Source organism: Candidatus Vallotiella adelgis, from assembly GCF_020541305.1.
Lineage (GTDB): Bacteria > Pseudomonadota > Gammaproteobacteria > Burkholderiales > Burkholderiaceae > Mycetohabitans > Mycetohabitans adelgis.
In genome coordinates, this window is sequence record NZ_CP047396.1 from 122,544 (window position 1) to 143,930 (window position 21,387).

At 45.7% G+C, this 21,387-nt stretch carries 15 protein-coding genes; 5 read left to right on the forward strand and 10 right to left on the reverse strand.

Annotated elements, in window-relative coordinates:
- Positions 1-168 precede the first annotated feature (168 nt).
- From bamA to rpsB, 8 genes are all read right to left on the reverse strand, one after another.
- The gene (gene bamA, locus GJV44_RS00530) at positions 169-2,472 is read right to left on the reverse strand and encodes an outer membrane protein assembly factor BamA (RefSeq protein ID WP_226806574.1); all 2,304 of its coding nucleotides are present in this window, start codon (positions 2,470-2,472) and stop codon (positions 169-171) included.
- A 551-nt stretch (positions 2,473-3,023) separates the two neighbouring features.
- Positions 3,024-4,196 carry a 1-deoxy-D-xylulose-5-phosphate reductoisomerase gene (locus GJV44_RS00535; RefSeq protein ID WP_226806575.1) on the reverse strand — a complete coding sequence of 391 codons (1,173 nt, stop codon included), beginning with the start codon at positions 4,194-4,196 and terminating at the stop codon, positions 3,024-3,026.
- An 11-nt stretch (positions 4,197-4,207) separates the two neighbouring features.
- On the reverse strand, positions 4,208-5,026 hold the full coding sequence (locus tag GJV44_RS00540; RefSeq protein ID WP_226806576.1) for a phosphatidate cytidylyltransferase: 819 nt from the start codon (positions 5,024-5,026) through the stop codon (positions 4,208-4,210).
- Positions 5,020-5,805: a polyprenyl diphosphate synthase gene (gene uppS / locus GJV44_RS00545; RefSeq protein ID WP_226806577.1), complete on the reverse strand. Its 786-nt coding sequence runs from the start codon at positions 5,803-5,805 to the stop codon at positions 5,020-5,022. The genes GJV44_RS00540 and uppS overlap by 7 nt, the downstream gene beginning before the upstream one ends.
- A 51-nt stretch (positions 5,806-5,856) precedes the next feature.
- Positions 5,857-6,417 (reverse strand): ribosome recycling factor, encoded by a 561-nt coding sequence (gene frr / locus GJV44_RS00550; protein ID WP_226806578.1) that lies wholly within the window; start codon positions 6,415-6,417, stop codon positions 5,857-5,859.
- An 89-nt stretch (positions 6,418-6,506) separates the two neighbouring features.
- On the reverse strand, positions 6,507-7,220 hold the full coding sequence (gene pyrH / locus GJV44_RS00555) for a UMP kinase (RefSeq protein WP_226806579.1): 714 nt from the start codon (positions 7,218-7,220) through the stop codon (positions 6,507-6,509).
- A gap of 207 nt (positions 7,221-7,427) precedes the next feature.
- Positions 7,428-8,306, reverse strand: coding sequence for a translation elongation factor Ts (gene tsf, locus GJV44_RS00560; RefSeq protein WP_226806580.1), 879 nt, complete (start codon positions 8,304-8,306; stop codon positions 7,428-7,430).
- Positions 8,307-8,483: 177 nt separating this feature from the next.
- On the reverse strand, positions 8,484-9,230 hold the full coding sequence (gene rpsB / locus GJV44_RS00565; RefSeq protein WP_226806581.1) for a 30S ribosomal protein S2: 747 nt from the start codon (positions 9,228-9,230) through the stop codon (positions 8,484-8,486).
- Between the two features lie 1,191 nt (positions 9,231-10,421).
- On the opposite strand from rpsB, the gene map reads away from it, so the two are divergent.
- Positions 10,422-11,228, forward strand: coding sequence for a type I methionyl aminopeptidase (gene map / locus GJV44_RS00570; protein WP_226806582.1), 807 nt, complete (start codon positions 10,422-10,424; stop codon positions 11,226-11,228).
- Positions 11,229-11,832: 604 nt separating this feature from the next.
- On the opposite strand, the gene ligA is transcribed toward map, so the two are convergent.
- Both ligA and GJV44_RS00580 read right to left on the reverse strand, forming a co-directional pair.
- Complete coding sequence (gene ligA, locus GJV44_RS00575) at positions 11,833-13,863, reverse strand: NAD-dependent DNA ligase LigA (RefSeq protein ID WP_226806583.1); 2,031 nt, start codon at positions 13,861-13,863, stop codon at positions 11,833-11,835.
- 1,119 nt (positions 13,864-14,982) lie between these two features.
- Positions 14,983-15,195, reverse strand: a complete 213-nt coding sequence (locus tag GJV44_RS00580) for a hypothetical protein (RefSeq protein WP_226806930.1) — start codon at positions 15,193-15,195, stop codon at positions 14,983-14,985.
- A 1,526-nt stretch (positions 15,196-16,721) separates the two neighbouring features.
- Between GJV44_RS00580 and dapC the strand changes: the two genes are divergently transcribed.
- The 4 genes from dapC to prmB all read left to right on the forward strand — a co-directional run bounded on the left by dapC (position 16,722) and on the right by prmB (position 21,338).
- Positions 16,722-17,936, forward strand: coding sequence for a succinyldiaminopimelate transaminase (gene dapC, locus GJV44_RS00585; RefSeq protein ID WP_226806584.1), 1,215 nt, complete (start codon positions 16,722-16,724; stop codon positions 17,934-17,936).
- Between the two features lie 72 nt (positions 17,937-18,008).
- Positions 18,009-18,836 (forward strand): 2,3,4,5-tetrahydropyridine-2,6-dicarboxylate N-succinyltransferase, encoded by an 828-nt coding sequence (gene dapD, locus GJV44_RS00590; RefSeq protein ID WP_226806585.1) that lies wholly within the window; start codon positions 18,009-18,011, stop codon positions 18,834-18,836.
- 346 nt (positions 18,837-19,182) lie between these two features.
- Positions 19,183-20,322 carry a succinyl-diaminopimelate desuccinylase gene (gene dapE / locus GJV44_RS00595; protein ID WP_226806841.1) on the forward strand — a complete coding sequence of 380 codons (1,140 nt, stop codon included), beginning with the start codon at positions 19,183-19,185 and terminating at the stop codon, positions 20,320-20,322.
- Positions 20,323-20,444: 122 nt separating this feature from the next.
- Positions 20,445-21,338, forward strand: coding sequence for a 50S ribosomal protein L3 N(5)-glutamine methyltransferase (prmB, locus tag GJV44_RS00600; protein WP_226806586.1), 894 nt, complete (start codon positions 20,445-20,447; stop codon positions 21,336-21,338).
- The last annotated feature ends 49 nt before the right edge of the window (positions 21,339-21,387 follow it).

Consider the following 21,387-nt stretch of genomic DNA (forward strand, 5'->3'; position numbering starts at 1 on the left):
TGACGCTATCTTCCATAAAATGGAATGAAAATCAAGAGCTGATATATGTGTTGCTGGTGGGGCAGATTGCTACTGCGTTGTTACTAGCTAATATCGTAGGAACTCCTATTGTTATAGTGAGAAAATCTTTTAATTAGAAAAGTCATATCTCCTGCCGATAGACATGTGTCAGAATGCAGTGCCGACCTGAAATTGGAGTTTCTGGTACTGGTCGTCGTTATGTTTAATCAGCGGGAAGCCTAGGCTTAGCTTCAATGGACCTATAGGCGAGATCCATGCCAATCCTAAGCCATACCCATAGCGCAAGCTATTTTTGTCGGTACTATTATCCTCAGTACCCCATACATTACCGATGTCAAGAAATGTAAACAGACGTATCGCACGATTATAGCCAGTCCCTGGCAATGGAAACATACACTCAATATTGCCAACGATCATCTTTGCTCCGCCGATGGGATCGTTTGTCGCCTGGTCTCTCGGCCCCAGAGAACCCGACTCATAACCGCGTACTGATCCAGCACCTCCGGCAAAATAGTTTTTGAAAATCGGGTACGGTTTTCCGTCGAGGCCGTTACCATACCCTCCCTTCAGGTTCAGTCCTAATACAACTCCACGATCGAATGCGTAATAATATTGAGCCTGCAAATCAGCCTTATAGTAGTGTACTGTGCCGATAGATGTACCGTATTCAGCGTTAGCCTGTGCGTAATAGCCGTCGCTAGGCGCTAGCGCGTTGTCACGCGTATCGCTAGACCAACTAATGGTAATTGGTATATTGTTTGACGTGCAGCCTAATTTGTTTACATAATCAATGTAGTTTTTAGACATCGATGAATCGATGTCTAAACGATTTTGCTCGACTCCGACACCGAAGTATACAATGTCAGCTTCCGAGAACGGAATTCCGAACTTTAGGTTGCCGCCTGTGGCAATGAACCGGAAACTAGAATTGGTTGAATAATATAGCGGGTAGTACGTACGATAGTAGACGTCAATAATTCTCTTAATACCGTCGATCGTAAAGTACGGATTGACCTGCGTGACCGCTAACGTACGATACATATAAGCGGTATTAATATCTACTGATAAGCTTGTCCCGGAGCCAAACACATTGTCTTGAGACGTAGTGGCGGATAGCACGATCTTGTCAGATGAAGAAAAGCCTACGCCAAGCGTAGTAGCGCCGGTTGGCTTCTCGGTTACCTTAACATCAATATCGACCTGATCGTCTATACCATCTACAGGCAGCACTGTCATATCTACATCGGCAAAGTAGCCTAGTCGGCTAATGCGATCTTTTGATAGTATAAGTTTTTGGTTATCAAGCCAGGAACTTTCAAGCTGCCGCATTTCACGCCGGATCACCTCATCACGCGTCTTATTGTTACCCGCGATATTTATATGCCGCACGTAGATGCGCCTACCTAAGTCAACCCGCAGCACTAGACTGACAGTCTGGTGCTCTTTATCGATCTCTGGTCGTATACTGATACTAGAGAACGCGTAGCCATACGCATTAAGATTTCTAAGGATCGCCCTAGTCGACGACTGTAGCTTTTCCTCAGAAAACCGATCTCCTGGCTTCATGCGTAAAAGTCTATCAAATTCATTTTTTTTGCCAAGCAAGTTTCCGGTAAGATGAATACTTGATACTTGGTACGGCTCACCCTCATTCAGGGTAATTGTCAGATGTATATTTTTTTTGTCCGGCGAAATTAATACCCGGGTCGAGTCTATATTGAACTCGAGATAGCCGCGGTTTAGATAGTATGAGCGGATGTTCTCAAGATCGTCGGCTAACTGTTTTGGCGAATACAAGTTGGATTTTGTGTACCATGAGAACCAGTTCGATGTAGACAACCGCATTTCGTTTCGCAATCTGCTACTGGAGAATGCCGTATTTCCGATAAAATGGATCTGGCTAATCTGTGCCCTTGGTCCCTCAATGACCAAGAATAGGAGAGATATGTGTTTTCGGTCAATCGATTTGACTGCTGTTTTCACTTCTGCTGCATAGAAACCTCGTATTAAGTATTGCCGTTTTAGTTCTTGCCTACTCTTATCAATTAGTGTTTTGTTATAATGGCTTCCATTAGACAAGCCGACGGCGCGCAGTACATTAGTCAAGTTTTCTTTACTGAACTCGTGGTTGCCAGACAAGTTGATTAAACTGATAATCGGCTTTTCTTTCAGGTTGACTACCACGACGTCATGCTGCGCTAAGACCTTAACGTTACTAAAAAAACCAGTTGCATATAATGCACGAATAGATTCCGATCCTTTTGCGTCGGTGAATATATCACCTTGTTTGAGTGGCAAATAGGCAAACACAGCGCCCGGCTGTATCTGCTGTAGTCCTTCGAGGAAAATGTCTTTGACGACAAATGGCACTGTAGCATGCGCAACCATCCCATATGTCGCAAAAAAAACAGCTGCAACTGTCTTAGTAGCAAAGCGGCGATGTTTTAGCAACCTTCCTCCCCAATATTTGCACTATTACCATGCACACTGCTTAACCCACCACTAGATGGCATCGATGTAGTGTAAAAATGCATTAAATGTGACAAGTCGTCAAACAGCGTGATTGTAGAAAATATAAAGATGCATACGAGCCTCGCTCTTTGTAGAAAGAGCTGCCAGTATTTCGAAACAGATTTACTAGTCAAGACTTCGGCAAAATAATATAATGGACGTATTCGTATTCCTATCTAATGCGGAAAGTAGTAATAGGTTTAATATACCGATATTAATACTGGCCAGTACTAGAAACAATCTAGTAGAGGTTATGCCTAGTCGTGCACTTTTACTCACATAGTCATAGTCGGCGCTCATAACCCGGTCCAAACAAGTACTGCAGTACAGTCTGGCCGCTGAGCATCAGTCAGATGCATACAGACTGGTTAGATTGAGATATCCCACGCGCACCGTGTGGCCCAGCTTCAGGCTTTCTTTTATTTGAAGCCGTATTTCATACCTACAGTGCGAATTCATGTAATGTAGGTATTATTGTGCTAGTACATTAGTCAATAGTATTGAGTTATCGTCTCTTGTGCTATAAGACGTGCCTGCGAATCTATATCTAGAACCGCGTCTAGCGTCGTTGCAGTATCAACCTGGACTTGTTCGAGTACGTCACTGACAACTGCCGAAATCGAGGTAAATCCGATGTGTCGTGCAAGAAATGCTGCGACCGCAACTTCGTTTGCTGCATTTAATACTGTGCTCGATGAACCGCCCTCGCGTAATGCCTGTAACGCGAGGGCTAGACACGGAAAACGCCTATAGTCTGGTGGCTCAAATGTCAATGTCGCTACTTGCGCCAGATTGAGCTGCTTAACGCCCGATATAATCCGCGTTGGAAATGCCAGTGCATGAGCAATTGGCGTTCGCATATCGGGGTTACCCAGTTGAGCGAGTGTTGATCCATCCGTATACGATACTAGCGAATGAATTACGCTTTGTGGATGGACCAACACGTTAATCTGATCGGGTTGCAGATTAAATAGCCACCTCGCCTCAATCACCTCAAGGCCCTTGTTCATCATAGTTGCTGAATCGACCGAGATCTTATGCCCCATCATCCAGTTTGGATGCCTGCACGCTTCTTCGGGCGTTACATCGACTAGCGTAGCCAGTTCACGCAGCCGAAATGGACCACCGGATGCCGTCAGATGGATTTGGGTTACGGTGCTTTGCAAACCAGGATCTCGCGGAAAACATTGGAAAATGGCATTGTGCTCGCTGTCAACTGGCAACAAAGCAGCACCACTTTCATGGACTGCGTCCATTAGCAACGCGCCGGACATCACCAATGCCTCCTTGTTTGCAAGCAAGATCCGCTTTCCGGAACGTGCTGCTGCTAGCGTCGGCTCCAATCCAACTGCACCAACAATAGCGGCAACTACAATATTGCAAGCCGAGTCCGACGCTGCAGCGGCTAGCGCATCGCGCCCATAATCGATTTGCGTTGCACAGCCTACTTCGCGCAGTCGAGCGCGCAACTGAGTAGCTGTTTGCACATCGCCGACTACCGCGATGTTTGGTAAGAAGCGCACGCATTGCTCGGCAAGTTTTTCCCAGTTACGGTGCGCGGTCAAGGCGTGGATCGAAAATCGACCTGGATGCCTAGCGATTACGTCTAGCGTACTGGTGCCGATTGAGCCGGTTGAGCCCAGTAAAGACACACAATATTGCATTATAAATATAATTAACTAAAAAACAGCATTGCCAGCGGCAATACGGGAAGTAACGCATCAACTCGATCCAGCACACCGCCATGACCTGGTAACAGTTGACTTGAATCTTTGAGTCCGGCCTGGCGTTTCAATAACGACTCAAACAAGTCACCAACAATGCTAAAGACGACTAGCACGCTCAGAGCGAGTATCTCACCTATGATACCGATATGCCCGAACAGCATACTAGTTACGGTGGGTAGTAGACCTCGATGCATACCAAGTGTAAGCGCGGCGACTATGATAACTAATGCGCATCCTCCAACCGCCCCTTCCCATGTCTTACTGGGACTAATGATGGGCGCGAGCTTATGCCGGCCAAAGCGCTTACCTATAAAGTAGGCACCGATATCAGCAAGCCAGACAATCAAGAATAGCGACAGTATGAATAGGAAACCAATCGCGCGCGCTACCGATATCGCATACCAGCACGCAACGAACAGAACCAGGCCAGACGCTAGCAGAAAAGTGCGCCACCAGCCACTTGATAATATTGGTTTGTAAAACAGCACAAAGGGTGCTATAATTATCCAAAATATTGAGGCGGCTTTCAGTACCATATCACCTCGTGGTGCACCTGCTAGTATATATATAGTCAGTATTATGCCAGTCAAAGCTGCATAAAAAAACGGCCAGACGCCCGGCAGCTTTAGTAGCCGGGCCCATTCCCACGCAGGGAATACAAGCATAATACTAATTAGTATACCGAAGCTGCTCAATGAGGCAAATAGCATCATTGGCAGTAAAACTGCCAGAAGAATAATCGCTGTAATGACACGTGTTTTTAGCATGAAAGAGAATCATCAACAGTCTGCGACTGTTGAGTTAGTTGTGAACTAGTTCGTCCAAAACGCCGCTCGCGCCCGCGATACGAAATAATGGCTTTATTTAATTCCACATCATTAAAGTCTGGCCAGAACACATCGGTAAAATAAAATTCTGTATAGGCTAGCTGCCATAGTAAGAAATTGCTAATACGTTGCTCTCCGCCGGTGCGAATAAATAAATCTGGCTCAGGCGCATATGCCATCGCTAGGTGTTGGGCAAAGTTCAACTCATTTATATTCTGTATCGTTCCAGCATCCACGCATTGCTTCGCGATCTTTCGCGCAGCCTGCAAAATATCCCAACGACCACCATAATTTGCTGCGATAGTTAGTGTTAGACAGGTATTAGTAGCTGTTTTGGCTTCCGCAAGGCGTACGAGCTCCTGCATGCGGGCCTCGAACATCGACAAGTCACCAACTACGCGTAGTTGTATGCCATTTGTATGTAGGTTCGCGATCTCGCGCTCAAGCGTATGAATGAAGAGGCGCATCAAAAACGATACCTCGTCAACTGGCCGCCGCCAATTCTCAGAACTAAACGCAAACAACGTTAAAAATTCTACCCCGCGGGTTACGCACGCCTCGATTATTGTGCGCACTGAATCGAGGCCCTTTGCATGGCCTGCAACGCGAGGCAGCTGCCTGCACTGAGCCCAGCGACCATTTCCATCCATGATGATCGCGATGTGTCGCGGCACTCCTGTAACAATTGGAGTACGCACAGTGAAGCTGGTATAGGTCATTGTCTCGTCATTCCGCCTTAGCCAGCGACAATAAAAAGCATTGCTATTGCCTTACACCGTCATAATTTCTGTTTCTTTTATCTGAATAAACTTCTCGATTTCAGTAACAAATTTATCCGTTAGTTTCTGCACTTCATCTTGCGCCCGGCGCTCATTATCCTCAGAGATATCCCTATCTTTAAGCATTTTTTTCAACTGATCATTCGCCTCACGCCGCAGATTTCGCATTGCTACCTTCGCACTTTCACCTTCTGATTTAACAATCCTAGTCAATTCTCGGCGACGCTCTTCGGTTAGAACTGGCATCGGCACGCGAATTAAGTCACCTTGAGTCGCTGGATTTAGACCGAGATCTGACTCACGAATTGTCTTCTCAATAAGAGCGACCATCTGCTTTTCCCATGGCTGCACACCAATTGTTCGGGCGTCGACTAGTATTAAATTTGCGAGCTGCGAGATTGGTACGTTCGAGCCGTAGTAGTCAACCTGGAGATGGTCAAGTAAGCCCGCATGGGCGCGCCCCGTGCGAATCTTTGATAGATCGTTTTTAAATGCGTCGAACGAGCGCTGCATTTTCTGATGTGTACCTTTTTTGATATGTGCAACCGTCATTTCAAACCCCCGAAACAATGTAGTCGGATACCAGCACAAGTGCCCTATAAATATAGGGTCATGTTTAGCATTCTCCCTATTATGGGAGTTTACACGTACACCAAAGTGCCCTCGTCAGCGCCTTTCGCGATGCGCTGTAGGGCGCCTGGTTTGCTGATCGAGAATACCCGAATCGGTAACTTCTGGTCGCGGCACAGAGCGAATGCCGTCGTATCCATAACCTGCAGATTTCGACTGATCGCTTCATCGAAGCTGATCGTCGAATAACGCGTGGCTGTTGGGTCCTTCTTTGGGTCGGCGGAGTAGATCCCGTCAACCTTAGTAGCCTTAAGCACGACTTCCGCTCCGATCTCCGCGCCACGCAGTGCAGCAGCAGTGTCTGTAGTGAAAAATGGATTACCGGTACCAGCCGCGAAAATTATTACTTGCCCTTCCTCTAGCTGGCGTATCGCTCGCGGCCGAATATAAGGTTCAACTACTTGATCCATCCGCAATGCAGACTGTACACGCGCCTTAATACCCACGTGGCGCATCGCATCCTGTAGCGCCAATGCATTTATCATAGTCGCGAGCATTCCCATGTAATCTGCCGTCGCACGATCCATACCCGCTGCACCTCCTGCCACACCACGAAAGATATTACCTCCACCAATTACTACAGCAAGCTGGGAACCCAGGTTTACCACGTCGACAATATCTGCCACGATTTGCCCGATCATCTTACGATTGATGCCGAACATATCATCGTCCATTAGCGATTCGCCAGAGAGTTTAAGTAGCAGGCGTTTATAAACAGTTGACATGGAAAATATTTGTTTTGCCGAAAAAGACTTCAGAATCATATAAAGAAAATACATTTAGCACGAATCACTAAAATGCATCTCGGTGTTCGACACTTACCGGACATGTCGATTTTTCCGCTAAGTCAGCGGATTATCTCGAGAATCGGAGGAGCGTCAGCACAGGAGACGCCACGCTTGGAAGCATAGCGCCTCTACCTAAATAGACTACTACTGTTGCACTGCGGCAACCTTCTCGATTGCTACGGATGAGAAGTCGTCTTGGCAGCTCTCGATGCCTTCGCCGACAATAAACAGTGAAAAACGCTGCACCGTTGTATTGTGAGCCGCAAGCATCTGCTTAACGGTTTGTTTATCATTCTTTACGAAAGGTTGGTGAAGCAGCGATACCTCTTTTAAGTACTTTTGTACGCCGCCCTCAACCATCTTCGCGATTATGTCGGGTGGTTTATTCGATTCGGCCGCTTTCTGCTCAGCAATACTGCGCTCTTTCTCGAGCAGTTCAGCCGACACACCAGCCGACGATAGCGATACCGGTTGCATCGCTGCGATATGCATCGCAATATCTTTACCAATCCGCTCATCGGCGCCATCATATTCAACTAGTACGCCAATACGCATGTTGTGCAGATATGCCGCTAGCTTTCGCATAGTTTGAAAACGAGAAAAGCGCCGAATTTTTATGTTCTCACCAATTTTTCCGATCAGTGCAACCCGAACGTCATCCACCGATGAGCCGTTTAATGACAGCGCAGACAGTGCAGTAATGTCAGTCGGATTCTTTGTGACAATCAATTCTGCGACTTGTTTTGAGAAAGCAATAAACTCTTCGTTCTTTGCAACGAAGTCTGTTTCGCAGTTCAATTCGACTAGTGCGCCACTGTTCTGGCTAATGCATGATACAACTACACCTTCCGCAGTTACGCGTGTTGCGGCCCTGCTTGCTTTATTGCCGAGTTTTACGCGAAGCAGCTCCTCGGCTCGAGCCATGTTGCCACTAGCTTCGATTAACGCTTTCTTGCATTCCATCATCGGCGCATCGGTTTTCGCGCGCAGCTTGGCCACGATGCTTGCGGTAATTATCGCCATTGTTTTCTCCAGTAAATCTATTGGACTACTTCAGTTAGTCCATACACCGCGTGGCTATTATTCGTTGCTAGTACACCGAGGCCACACAGCGCGTCGACATCTAGGTTTAGAAACTGCGCTAACTAAAAAAAGGGGCTTGATAAAGCCCCCATTGTCTGGCTGGACACTAGCATAGAATTACACTCGTTCATTAACCTCGATAAACTCATCATCCTCGCAGGTTTCTTGCACGACGTTGTTCAATGCGTTTTCGCGACCCTCGATAATGGCATTCGCGATACCTTGTGCATATAGCGAAATAGCCTTACTCGCATCGTCATTTCCAGGGATCACATAATTGATATCCTCTGGCGAATGATTGGTGTCAACGACTGCAATGATCGGTACACCGAGCTTTTTTGCTTCTGTAACAGCAATCTTATGGTAACCAACATCGATCACAAAAATTGCATCTGGGATGCCCCCCATGTTTTTTACGCCACCGATCGATTTTTGCAGCTTTGTCATTTCGCGCTCGAATATGAGCGCTTCTTTCTTGCTCATCTTCTCAGCCGCGCCAGATTCGATTGCTGATTCCATATCTCTGAGCTTTTTGATCGACGTCTTCAGTGTTTTGAAGTTCGTCAACATTCCACCAAGCCATCGATTATTTACGTAAGGCATGTCAGCACATATCGCACTCTCTGCGATTGAGTCGCGCGACTGGCGCTTTGTTCCAACGAACAAAATTGTTCCCCGATTAGCTGCTAGTTGACGCACATACTTCAGCGCATCGTTGTACATCTGCAGCGTTTTTTCGAGGTTAATAATGTGAATCTTATTGCGGTGACCAAAGATGAAAGGCGCCATCTTTGGGTTCCAAAAGCGTGTCTGGTGACCGAAGTGCACACCCGCTTCTAGCATCTGACGCATCGTAAATGCCATATAATTCTCCAAAGGGTTGTGTCTGAAACCGATTGACGCATTCGCGCTTATATTGCACGAACACCCTTAAATTCATCGGTTTGTAATTAATTTCTTAAAACAGAAATCTTACAATTTTAACACGTGTTCAAATATATCTCAAGCTCTGTGCGTCAGCGTGCGAAATCAGCTCATATAGATCGATTCGCATGTGTGCTGTGCCGTAGATAATTATACATATCGATATTATATCTCCAGATATTCTAAAAATACGGCACGAGAATCTTCTTGTATGGATTTTTTAAACAAAAACTAGTATTTGTTTTTATTTTTTCATATATCGCAGATCAAAACAGGATAAAATATCTGTTCTCTTTTTAGAGAAAAAGAAAATATTGTATTGATCACTGTCATTACCCAGACGCAGTACATGTTACAAATAACTATTTGAATATTATATTGCAATCTTTAAGCAGACAAATCGTCATGAATATGTATTTTTTGATATAAAACATATTATTAGAAGGTGTTAATTAAAAATTATTAATGTGCTTCTTATTCTATTGGATAGAACAAAAGTAAGAATAGCATACGACAAAGAAATTCACTTTATTCTAGTGAAGAGAGCATGAAGTATCTCGGCTCGACATAGAGCATAGCATTTTGGACAATAGAAAATTCTCGGAATATATCAGCCTAAATACTCATAGCTGAGCTCCGATTAATCAAGTTAGACATGCGTTGAATATATTATTTACATATCTTATAGTAATCAAGATTACTACATGAGTCATAGTGCAGCGTGCACATCGTCAGATCGGTTTTAATACGATAAATGTTAGAAAATAAAAACTTGTCTATCCTTCTACAAGACTAGTTTTAAAGCAAAAGCATCTCAGACGACTTGTATCATCAGACACTGCGCTTATTATAGGACTCAGTGACCTGCGAATAATCACGGATATTATCAAGTTAAGATAGTCAAGTTGTTTCAACCTACACTCCACTCATTATTGGACTATAACGTCTATGTCAGCATGTTTCTTGTGCTAGTTTTTGAAGGCTATTGCTCAGTTTTTGCATCATAGTATTTTCTATATCCTGCTTTTATTCATCGATACCTACGCTCTATCATTCATTAATTACTTATCTTCGCAGAATACGGATGAGACAATGTGTCTCAACTCATAACTTTTTTCTAGATTACTTTTTATGACCGTCACAATCAAAAACGAATACGACATCGTAAAGATGCGTGTTGCCTGTCGCCTTGCGAGCGAAGTGCTTGATTACATCGCGCACTTCATCAAGCCTGGCATTACCACTGGTGAGTTGGACAGGCTTTGCCACGAGTACATGGTTAATGAGCAGCACACGGTTCCAGCGCCGCTAAACTATCAACCGCCCGGTTATCCGCCATATCCGAAAGCAACCTGTATTTCCGTGAATGATGTTATTTGCCACGGTATCCCCGGAGATAAGAAATTAAAAAACAATGACACGTTGAATATCGATATTACAGTCATTAAAGATGGTTATTTTGGCGATACTAGCCGGATGTTTATCGTTGGCGAAGGATCAGTACTAGCTAAGCGGCTCATACAAGTTACATATGAATGTATGTGGCTCGGCATTGAGCAGGTGCACCCTAGCGCGTACCTAGGCGATATTGGATATGCAATCCAGTGTCACGCTGAAGCACATGGCTACAGTGTCGTGCGCGAATATTGTGGCCACGGTATCGGTACTATGTTTCACGAAGATCCACAGATCCTGCACTATGGTCTCACCGGTACTGGCGCTCAGATCCGGCCGGGTATGATTTTTACAGTTGAGCCAATGATTAATGCAGGTGGTCATGGTGTTCGCACGATGCCAGACCAGTGGACTGTCAAAACACGCGATCACAGTTTATCTGCACAATGGGAACATACAGTACTGGTAACGGAAGCCGGATACGAAGTACTAACTGTGTCGGACGGCACACCAGATAAGCCAACGATTTTACGAGCTTGTTAGTTTAGCACGCTTATCTGAGTTGTCTGTTAACAGATATGTTGTTAAGTGTCGTTGCTCAAATCTTACCGAATCAGCAACGATACTATAAATACAGTAGGTATTCCTCGCGCACTTTTCCAGCTTCACAGTCATCTGCCCGCAAAATGTGGGATGTACCATACGCCATACAGCCCTCAAATAAACTGCCAGGACAGTTCTCAGTCCTTCAAGATTGAGTAACTTGAGTGAATCTCTATAGATATACTAGAGAAATATTTTCAACTAGATTCGATCTAGTGACAGGCGGTTTTACTCAGTAAACCACTTCAGAGAAGTAGTATAAGATCATTGTCCGAGAATAATTCTCGATCTAATAAAGCAGGTAGAATTTATCTGGGTTGGCTGGCAAGTTTTTCTTTACAGCTAATGTACTTAATATGTACGTTTTTCTAAAACGCGAAGATTGCGACTGAAGATGTGCGGTGAGACTTATTATGACTCTGACTATTCGCATTTAAACAGTTTTGGTCTAGTCTATACGACGTTATTTACTACCACTGTTTTCCAGTATCGCACTGTATAGTGTCTTCTGGTTTACCTCTCATAGAGATTTCGCAGATCATCGCTATTCATTTTCTAGAAGCCTATGCATTTCCTTTTCATCTACGATATCAATGCCTAACCTCTCTGCCTGTATCAGCTTGCTGCCTGCATTAACTCCGGCTACCACGTAATTCGTCTTTTTCGATACCGTTTTCGCAACTTTTGCGCCTGCGGCTTCTAGCCTCTCCTTCGCGGTCTTACGGGAGATAGTCGGTAAGGTACCGGTTAGTACTACCGTTATTCCAATGAGCGATCCAGCCGGTTTTCGAGGTAGCGGCGGCCCCTCGGGCCACTGCACGCCAGCTGCCCGTAGCTGCTGAATCACTACTCGGTTACGCGGCTCTGAGAAGAAATAACGGATTGCTTCCATCACTACGGGGCCGACCTTCTTAACTTCAAGTAGTGCCTCCTCGCTAGCGCTCATTAACGCATCAAGCGAGCCAAAATGCTGGGCTAGGTCTCTTGATATTGACTCACCTACATGTCGAATTCCCAGCGCATAGATAAACCGCGACAATGTCGTATATCGCGCACGTTTTAATGAGTCAATCAGATTTTGAGCGGACTTATTCGAGAAGCGGTCTAGTTGTACTACTGTCGTAGAAACAAGATTAAATAAGTGGGCGGGCGTATGGATCAGCTTTTGATCGACCAATTGATCGATAATCTTCTTGCCAAGTCCTGAGATATCGAGTGCACGCCGCTGGGCGAAATGCCATAACGCCTGCTTTCGCTGAGCAGAGCAGATTAATCCGCCCGTGCATCGTGCGATTGCCTCGTCCGGTAGTCGTTCAATTTTAGAGCGACAAATCGGACAGTGGGTTGGCATCGTGAAATGATACGCATCTGCTGGACGACACTCTTTAATGGCACTGACTACTTCCGGAATCACATCGCCGGCTCGGCGCACAATAACAGTATCCCCAATCAGAATATTTTTTCGACGCACCTCATCTGCATTGTGCAGTGTTGCATTAGTCAGTGTAGCGCCACCAACAAAAACTGGTTCAAACCGTGCAACCGGCGTGATCGCACCGGTACGACCCACCTGAACCTCAATTGCTAATAATCGAGTTAGCGCTTCCTCTGCTGGAAACTTGTGAGCTAAAGCAAAACGCGGTGCACGTGACATGAAACCAAGTCGGGCTTGTTCATCGTGCCGATTGACCTTATAGACGACGCCATCGATATCGTACGGCAAAGCCGACCGGCGGGTACCTACGCTTCGTAGAAACGCGAGCAAACCTGCCGCACCACGCACTACCGCCCGCTCTTGGTTTACTGGCAACCCCATACTAGCATACCAATCAAGCAGCGCCGAATGTGTATCTGGTATTGGCACTCCGTCGAACAAGCCGATACCGTACGCGAAAAACGACAAAGGGCGCTGTGCGGTAATCCTTGAGTCAAGCTGCCTGAGACTACCAGCTGCCGCGTTTCGGGGGTTTGCGAATCCACGCTGACCTGCCTCGCGCTGTCGCTTATTAAGTTTATCAAAATCGAGCCTGAACATTAGAACTTCGCCGCGTACATCAATGATTTTCGGTACCGCATCTCCGCTGAGCATTAATGGCAGTGATCGAATGGTTTTTACATTCGCGGTTATATCTTCGCCAGTTGTGCCCTGACCGCGTGTAGATGCTTGCACAAAACGTCCATCTTCATACCGCAGTGAAACTGCTAGGCCATCGAACTTTAGCTCGCATGCGTATTCGACGTTACTATTCCTCAACGTATCACTAATGCGCTTGTCAAACGCCTCGACGTCGCTATCTTTAAACCCATGATTCAGTGACAGCATTGGCACATCATGAACAACAGGCGAAAAACCTTCGGCAACTTCGCCACCAACGCGTTGTGTGGGCGAGTTGAGCGTGATAAGACCGGGATAGTCCGCTTCAATTTGCTTAAGTTCCTTAAATAATCTATCATACTCAGAATCCGGAATTTCTGGTTGGTCGAGTACGTAATAAGCATAATTAGCGCGATTAAGCTCCATGCGTAGCCAGGCGGCGCGGGCATCCGGACAGTCGGCGGATAAAAGAAATATCATGCCTAATATAAAAATCGGTTATTAATAGTAATATGCCTTAGAAGGCTAGCGCACTAGTTACGAGCTAGAAGCGTTATTATGGAAAAACACCAATAAAAACTTCGACGCGCCATGAAATAGTCTCATAGACTCTCGTGCAGGCGCCGAGCCCTCGTTATCTTCTTACCAAGCTTGCAACTGCCAATAAGTCGCAAGCTAGCTATCTGTATGGCTAGTCTTAGTGGCCTCGCCCTAGCTTATACCTAACTTATACAGCGGTTTCTACATAATCTTGATCGTCTGGATCGATCAGAACGGAAGTATTTTATATGTTGTCTCAATAGGCGCGATTTTCCGCTGGATAGCTAATAGATAGGCTTGAGTACACATCAGTTAGAAATGTGATGATTGTTTTAGCTATTAATTGAGTTGTCATGTTGAGATTGATATTATCGAAGTACGCAATAAACGCCGAGTCTTGCTTGACATCAAGCTGGGTGATCGCGTACTGTCGCTCGACAGTAAAAGTCTGTTTTCAATAAAAAAGTCCGTATGTAGTTATTGCTGACTGGCAGCTAGCTGTCGAACAACGCGTTGACCGGAAATCACATGACATAGCTCAGCGAGAGCTCATTCAATCGCTACGTTATCAGTATAATTTCATTATATCTGGAAATTTAAGTGAACGATTCAGTGATGAGGCGAAATTTCACACTCCAGCATAAACCCGAAGGCCTTAATTCATAACAGAGTGTTATAGTTAATCAGTCTCATCTGAAGATTATATAACTCGCAGTACCCTACATCCGATTTTCCGGCAATGGACCGGTGATCGCCGATTTCGTTTTACCACTTTTAAGAACAGCAGACTTTCACCAGCATTCTGTCATTGTTGTACGAACGTCAACATTTTCTCAACAGCAACTGGCCTGCTGCAATTCAAATCCGGACTACGCAGCAATACACTGATTCACAAGCTACTACAGTGCGGCTTAAATTATCATTGCCAATATAATCGTTTTCTACAGCCCAGTCGGCTACAGCAGCATCGTTTTACCCTTACAGATTAACCGATGTACCGAGTACCATCGAAAATTCGAAACTTAACTTAATGCACAGCACCTAGTGACTCATCTAAGATCAATCCTCGGTTTTAACGTGGACTGGTAGGCTCGATAAACGGCCGCTTCTTGTGTTCGCGTCATCTAAACCAGCTAGCTCTGATGTAGTAGCATCTGGTATTGGATGGGAGATTCTGCGACGCATATTAGCCGCTTTCCACACATTATATGCAATAACGCCAGTCACTACGACTGCACCAGTACCTATCAATCCTAGCGACCATTCATCCATAAATTTTATCAAAAACGTATTTTGACTACTGTATATTGCTCCGCGGTGTTTTAGGCACAGCTAGCAGCTATTTATATTCTTATCAACGACTTGCGATACACCTTATTTTCTCATTGTCGTATTAATTAACTCTTGATATTGGAGGGATAGAAATAAGAACTGCGTGTTTATAAATTTGCATTGTTTCTCGCGGTATCAATCTTATTTAGCAAGGAAAATAGTACTAGATTGGACTAGGATATGGCGCACCCTATTCTATGCAAAATTATTTTTTCCTGGGGATGGCTGCATAAACGTCTGTACAGCAGCATTTGAGGATTTGTGTGCTCCCCCATAAGCAGTATAGTCCACACCCCCCCGAACAAGTAGGAGGAATCATTATTTGAAACAACTGTGAACTTGTCTAATGGCGAACACATCGTTTTTCGATTTTGTTAAGAATATTAACTAGCATTTCGCTTATATGGTGCAGTTTAGTTAACTAAACATCCAGAAACTACTGGCTTTAGATATCTATTCTTAGTTTATAAAACGGTGCTATGTTGAGCGGATCGGGGATGATGACTTTATTTATGGGCCCACATCGCTTTACTTGACACATAAGGTTGTTTTATGTCGAGTACAGCTATTGCTAATGGCTAAAAAATAATGTGCACTCCGGAGTGCACACTGCTTATTTTTTGAAGCTGTGGCGCAGGTAATCTTGTAATACATCGTACAGGCGCGAGCAACTATACAGACTAGCGCTTTTTTGTTGGGTTTATTAAAATTAGCTAGTCATTCGAGATTAGTGTTTAGCTTGGGCTAGATATGTATATATAGAAAATCTAGTTGTCGATCGCTATCTTGGTCATGAATCGGGAAACAGTGTTAGAAAAAGACGCAGTCCGGCCTAGAACTTTCTGCGGCTTGCCGACTAGCAGCAACATATATAAACACGAGTTTTTCTAGCGACATATTAGTATCGAACGCTTTTCCGGACTTAATCTGAGATATCGAGTTCGACCAGTCGCGACGTAAGACGGTCCGTGGAATGATTGCTGCGTTGGTTTCAATATGTGCTTTTAATAAGCGTGAGGGATTGTCCTATTTATGCTCATCCGACTACAGTTGAAGATTGCTTAAAGTCTGTGTGTTGTTCTACAACAACTTAAGTACTACTGAGTACGTATCGTCGGAACGAAAAACCCGATTTTTCTGAGAATTACACAGATCTACTTATATTCTAAAAACTGCATGCGCTAATTCTTCCTTTTGAAACGATTTCCTGCGTTACCAGAATGCTTGAAATCAACTATCTAATCGTTTATAGATAGTTTAGATTGGAGCTGTTTTTTTTCGTAGCGTGTGACACTGATGGTCAACACGAGCGCTCAAACGCACTATAATCATGTGCTTTTAAAGCAACCCCCGTGCCCATCGCGGTGGCAGCCGCGTATTACTGGGTTCGGGCGCCGCCCGTCCTCTCTATTAGCATGAGGCCGGCCTGCTACTGCGTCCAACGTCCGCTATAAAGGCATGTAACAGTGAATCCGCGTCTCGACTTACTGCAACCGTATCCATTTGAAAAACTGAACGCACTATTCGATGGCATAATACCTTCATCGTCGCACGCACCGATCAGTTTCGGTATCGGTGAGCCCAAGCATCCTACGCCAGAGCTAATTCGCGAAGCTGTCCGGACGTCGCTTGATGGATTAGCGTTATATCCGGCAACCGCTGGTACACTGCTATTGCGGCACGCAATTTCATCGTGGCTGCAACGCCGATATGGATTACCGTGGGTAGACCCAGCCACCGATGTATTGCCAGTATCTGGCTCACGTGAGGCGTTGTTCGCATTTGCACAAACGGTTGTTGACTCGAGCTGTCTCAGCGACATAGGCAGACCGCCGTTCGTGCTATGTCCAAATCCTTTCTATCAGATCTATGAAGGCGCAGCACTGCTCGCTGGCGCAAAACCGTACTACGTTAACAGTAATTCAGCATCACACTATATGTGTGATTATAGTACGGTGCCGCATGCTATTTTGGAACGCACACAGCTGCTTTACATATGCTCGCCAGGAAATCCGACTGGAGCCGTATTGGGCCTAGACGAGTGGCGAGAGATCTTTGCGTTGTCTGACCGCTTTGGTTTTATTATTGCATCCGACGAGTGCTACTCCGAAATTTACTTCGACGAATGCAATCCGCCACTCGGCGCGTTACAAGCCGCCCATACACTAGGCCGAAGTTTTAAAAATATTGTAATGTTTTCGAGTCTGTCCAAACGCTCGAATGTGCCAGGTATGCGCTCCGGGTTTATTGCCGGTGACGCATCGATCCTAAAGCGCTTCCTGTTATTCCGCACTTATCACGGTTCGGCACTGAGCCCTGTCTACCAAACCGCAAGCATTGTTGCGTGGGGTGACGAGCAACACGTGTACGAAAATCGCCGGCAGTACCTCCAGAAATTCGTCGCTGTTACCCCGATTCTAGCGGACGTACTAGATGTCACAATGCCCGACGCGGGGTTTTATCTATGGGTGCGGATTTCGCGTACTAGGTTAGATGATTGCACATTCGCAAGACGCTTATATACCGAATATAATGTTACCGTCCTGCCAGGCTCCTATCTCGCGCGCACTCAGCGCGGCGCTAATCCGGGACAGAACTACGTGCGCATCGCGTTAGTAGCTGGTAGCAGCGAATGCGTTGAAGGCGCGCAGCGTATTGTCCGATTTTGTCAAAGTCTTTAAAAGAAGCGCCGATGTTATTTTATTCGGCGCTATGTTGTTCGTTGAAACTAACTACACTCGAGTTATCAAGCTATGTCGCAACTATTGCAGCAAATTATCGACACTGCCTGGGAAAACCGCGCTGAGCTGTCCCCGCAGTGTACCCCCGACGATATTCGCAACGCTGTCGTGCATGTGATCGGTGAGTTAGATCGCGGCACGCTTCGCGTAGCAGAAAAACAAGAGGATAATTGGATCGTTAATCAGTGGATCAAAAAAGCGGTACTACTATCATTCCGGATTGAAGATAATATGGTCATGGCCGCCGGGGGCTACTCACAGTTCTATGATAAGGTACCATCTAAGTTCACGGACTATACGCTTGCAGACTTCGCCGACGGTGGATTTCGTATCGTGCCGCCGGGAATTGCGCGGCGAGGTTCATATCTAGCCAAGAATGTTATACTAATGCCATCGTATATTAATATAGGCGCATATGTCGATGAAGGTACGATGGTCGACACGTGGGCCACTGTCGGTTCGTGTGCGCAGATTGGAAAAAATGTTCATCTATCTGGGGGAGTGGGCATTGGAGGCGTGTTGGAGCCTCTGCAAGCTAATCCAGTTATCATTGAGGATAACTGCTTCATTGGCGCTCGCTCTGAGATAGTTGAAGGCGTGATTGTTGGTGAGAACTCCGTTATCTCAATGGGTGTTTATCTTGGTCAAAGTACGAAGATCTATGATCGGGAAACCGATAAAATAACGTATGGACGAGTTCCGGCAGGCTCTGTTGTAGTAGCTGGAAACTTGCCGTCAGCTAACAGAAAGTATAGTTTATACTGCGCAGTGATTGTTAAAAAAGTCGATGCTAAGACCCGTTCGAAGGTTGGCGTTAATGAACTACTACGAGGCGTTTGAATAGATGCCCAAAAATCGCGCTTGGCACTATGTTAATTTTTTAAAAAATTCTAAGCTTTAACACCGTGCAGAAACTATAAGTCAGTTTACCCAAATTCAACTAGATACATCGTCCAGTATCCACTGGATACACTTGTGAGGTGGGATAGGCATTACACAGAGCACGCTGAGTATAGCTCAAAAACGTCGGCTGAAACAGCTAGCAGCGTGCTCGCATTGACAATTAATAAATTGCTTCGCCTCTAATGAAGAATTCAGTGTATTTCTCTAACGATGGTATTAGGGTAATTAGGGTAGTCAGGTTTTGAGTCGACTAATATTAAATGCCCCCTAATTTTCTATGCCTATGAGCTACACGATTGCCCTGACTGAGGCCCTAATTTGCTGTGCGTCTATTACACCTGAAGACAAAGGCTGCCAGGCATTAATCACAGATCACCTCATCGCGACCGGCTTCAGTTGCGAAACTATTGCCGAAGGCGGTGTCACTAATCTGTGGTCGATCAAGCGTGGTTCTGACGGTCCAGTCGGCAAGCTACTCGTATTCGCTGGCCATACTGATGTGGTGCCGACTGGACCGCTCGAGCATTGGAATAGCGACCCATTCATTCCAATGCGGCGTGACGGCCGGCTGTATGGACGTGGTGCAGCTGATATGAAAGCATCGCTAGCAGCCTTTGTTGTCGCAGCCGAAGAGTTTGTTGCTGCCTATCCGCATCATCGTGGTTCAATCGGCTTTTTGATTACCAGTGATGAAGAGGGACCGGCGCACTATGGAACAGTTAAAGTGGTTGAGCAGCTTGAAATGCGCGGAGAGCGTTTAGACTACTGCGTGGTTGGTGAGCCAACTTCTGGTAAACGATTTGGAGACACATTGAAAAACGGACGGCGCGGTTCACTGTCCGGAAAATTGACCGTAAGTGGCATACAAGGTCATATTGCTTATCCGCATCTGGCTAAAAATCCGGTTCACTTGCTCGCGCCCGTGCTGAATGACCTCGTGCACGTAGTATGGGACCAAGGTAACGAGTATTTCCCTCCGACTGCATGGCAAGTATCGAACCTCCATGCTGGGACTGGTGCAACTAATATCATTCCAGGAAGCGCAAGCGTCGATTTTAACTTCCGTTTCTCGAGTTCGACGACGCCTAAGCAGTTAAAATCGCATGTGTATACGATACTCGATGCCTATGGACTAGATTACGAATTAAGATGGAGCTTGCACGGAAAGCCGTTTCTAACGCCGCGCGGCGTGCTATCTAATGCGCTTGAGCAAGCAATCGAAGCTGAAACTGGCATATACCCAGAACTCTCAACCATTGGCGGCACATCAGATGGCCGTTTTATTGCGCGAATCTGCCAACAAGTCATTGAGTTTGGCCCATGTAACGCATCGATCCACAAGGTTGATGAATATATCGAGTTAGCTCATGTTGAGTTACTGAAAAACGTGTATCGAGGTGTACTAGAGCGCCTTGTCGCATAATTGCAGGAAGCGCGGTTGGCCTACTTATATACATACCACTAAGCTAGGCTAGATTAGATTAATCATGTCAAACCTCTTTCTACCCGCTTACGCTAAACCAAGCATTTATACTGTCGCTTACTATGCAGCATTCGTTTTTAACCGTTCGCGACTTGTTACGCTATGCAGTCACTCGTTTCAGTCAAGCTCATTTATCGTTTGGCCACGGCAATACCAATGCTTATGATGAAGCTGCATATTTAGTACTTTATACGTTGCATCTTCCGCTTGACACGCTGGACCCATTTCTCGATGCGAGGTTGCTGTATTCTGAAATTAGCGCAGTACTTGATATTATCGAGAGGCGTGTTACAGAGCGATTGCCAGCCGCCTATCTGACACAAGAGGCTTGGCTGCACGGATATTGCTTCTATGTTGATAATCGTGTGATTATACCACGCTCCCTAATCAGTGGGTTACTTCTCGAGCGACTGTGGCCATGGGTTAATGCGCCCGATGCACTAACCTCAGTACTTGACTTATGTACCGGTTCTGGATGTCTGGCAATTATGGCAGCCGACGCGTTTCCCTGTGCTAAGATCGATGCGATCGATCTGTCAACTCACGCGCTACAGGTTGCTCAGCGCAACATCGATAATTATAACCTGCATAAAAGGATTATGCTATTAGCAGGCAATCTATTCGAGCCACTTACGCCGCGACGATATAATTTAATTATTAGTAATCCGCCGTATGTCAATGATGAGTCAATGAAAAATTTGACCGCCGAGTACTGCCATGAACCGAAGATCGCACTCTCAGGTGGTAGAGATGGTATGGATATTGTTCGCCAAATAATCGACGTAGCGCGCAACTGGCTAACTAACGACGGTTTACTAGTCATCGAGATCGGAAACGAGCGGAATTATGTCGAAGATATGTTTGGTGAATTTCCGCTCACTTGGCTGCCGACCGATGCTGGTAACGACAGTGTTTTTTTACTACGTGCAGAAGACCTGCCACTTCGAAAAACCTGACGCAAGATGGACTAACTCTGATGCGGCAACCCTAAAAAAGATGCAATTG

Excerpts from the sequence above, each read along its gene's own strand:
- GJV44_RS00535 (WP_226806575.1), bottom strand. The coding sequence starts at position 4,196 with ATGCAATATTGTGTGTCTTTACTGGGCTCAACCGGCTCAATCGGCACC.
- GJV44_RS00540 (WP_226806576.1), bottom strand. The coding sequence starts at position 5,026 with ATGCTAAAAACACGTGTCATTACAGCGATTATTCTTCTGGCAGTTTTA.
- uppS (WP_226806577.1), bottom strand. The coding sequence starts at position 5,805 with ATGACCTATACCAGCTTCACTGTGCGTACTCCAATTGTTACAGGAGTG.
- frr (WP_226806578.1), bottom strand. The coding sequence starts at position 6,417 with ATGACGGTTGCACATATCAAAAAAGGTACACATCAGAAAATGCAGCGC.
- pyrH (WP_226806579.1), bottom strand. The coding sequence starts at position 7,220 with ATGTCAACTGTTTATAAACGCCTGCTACTTAAACTCTCTGGCGAATCG.
- tsf (WP_226806580.1), bottom strand. The coding sequence starts at position 8,306 with ATGGCGATAATTACCGCAAGCATCGTGGCCAAGCTGCGCGCGAAAACC.
- rpsB (WP_226806581.1), bottom strand. The coding sequence starts at position 9,230 with ATGGCATTTACGATGCGTCAGATGCTAGAAGCGGGTGTGCACTTCGGT.
- map (WP_226806582.1), top strand. The coding sequence starts at position 10,422 with ATGACCGTCACAATCAAAAACGAATACGACATCGTAAAGATGCGTGTT.
- ligA (WP_226806583.1), bottom strand. The coding sequence starts at position 13,863 with ATGATATTTCTTTTATCCGCCGACTGTCCGGATGCCCGCGCCGCCTGG.
- GJV44_RS00580 (WP_226806930.1), bottom strand. The coding sequence starts at position 15,195 with ATGGATGAATGGTCGCTAGGATTGATAGGTACTGGTGCAGTCGTAGTG.
- dapD (WP_226806585.1), top strand. The coding sequence starts at position 18,009 with ATGTCGCAACTATTGCAGCAAATTATCGACACTGCCTGGGAAAACCGC.
- dapE (WP_226806841.1), top strand. The coding sequence starts at position 19,183 with ATGAGCTACACGATTGCCCTGACTGAGGCCCTAATTTGCTGTGCGTCT.
- prmB (WP_226806586.1), top strand. The coding sequence starts at position 20,445 with ATGCAGCATTCGTTTTTAACCGTTCGCGACTTGTTACGCTATGCAGTC.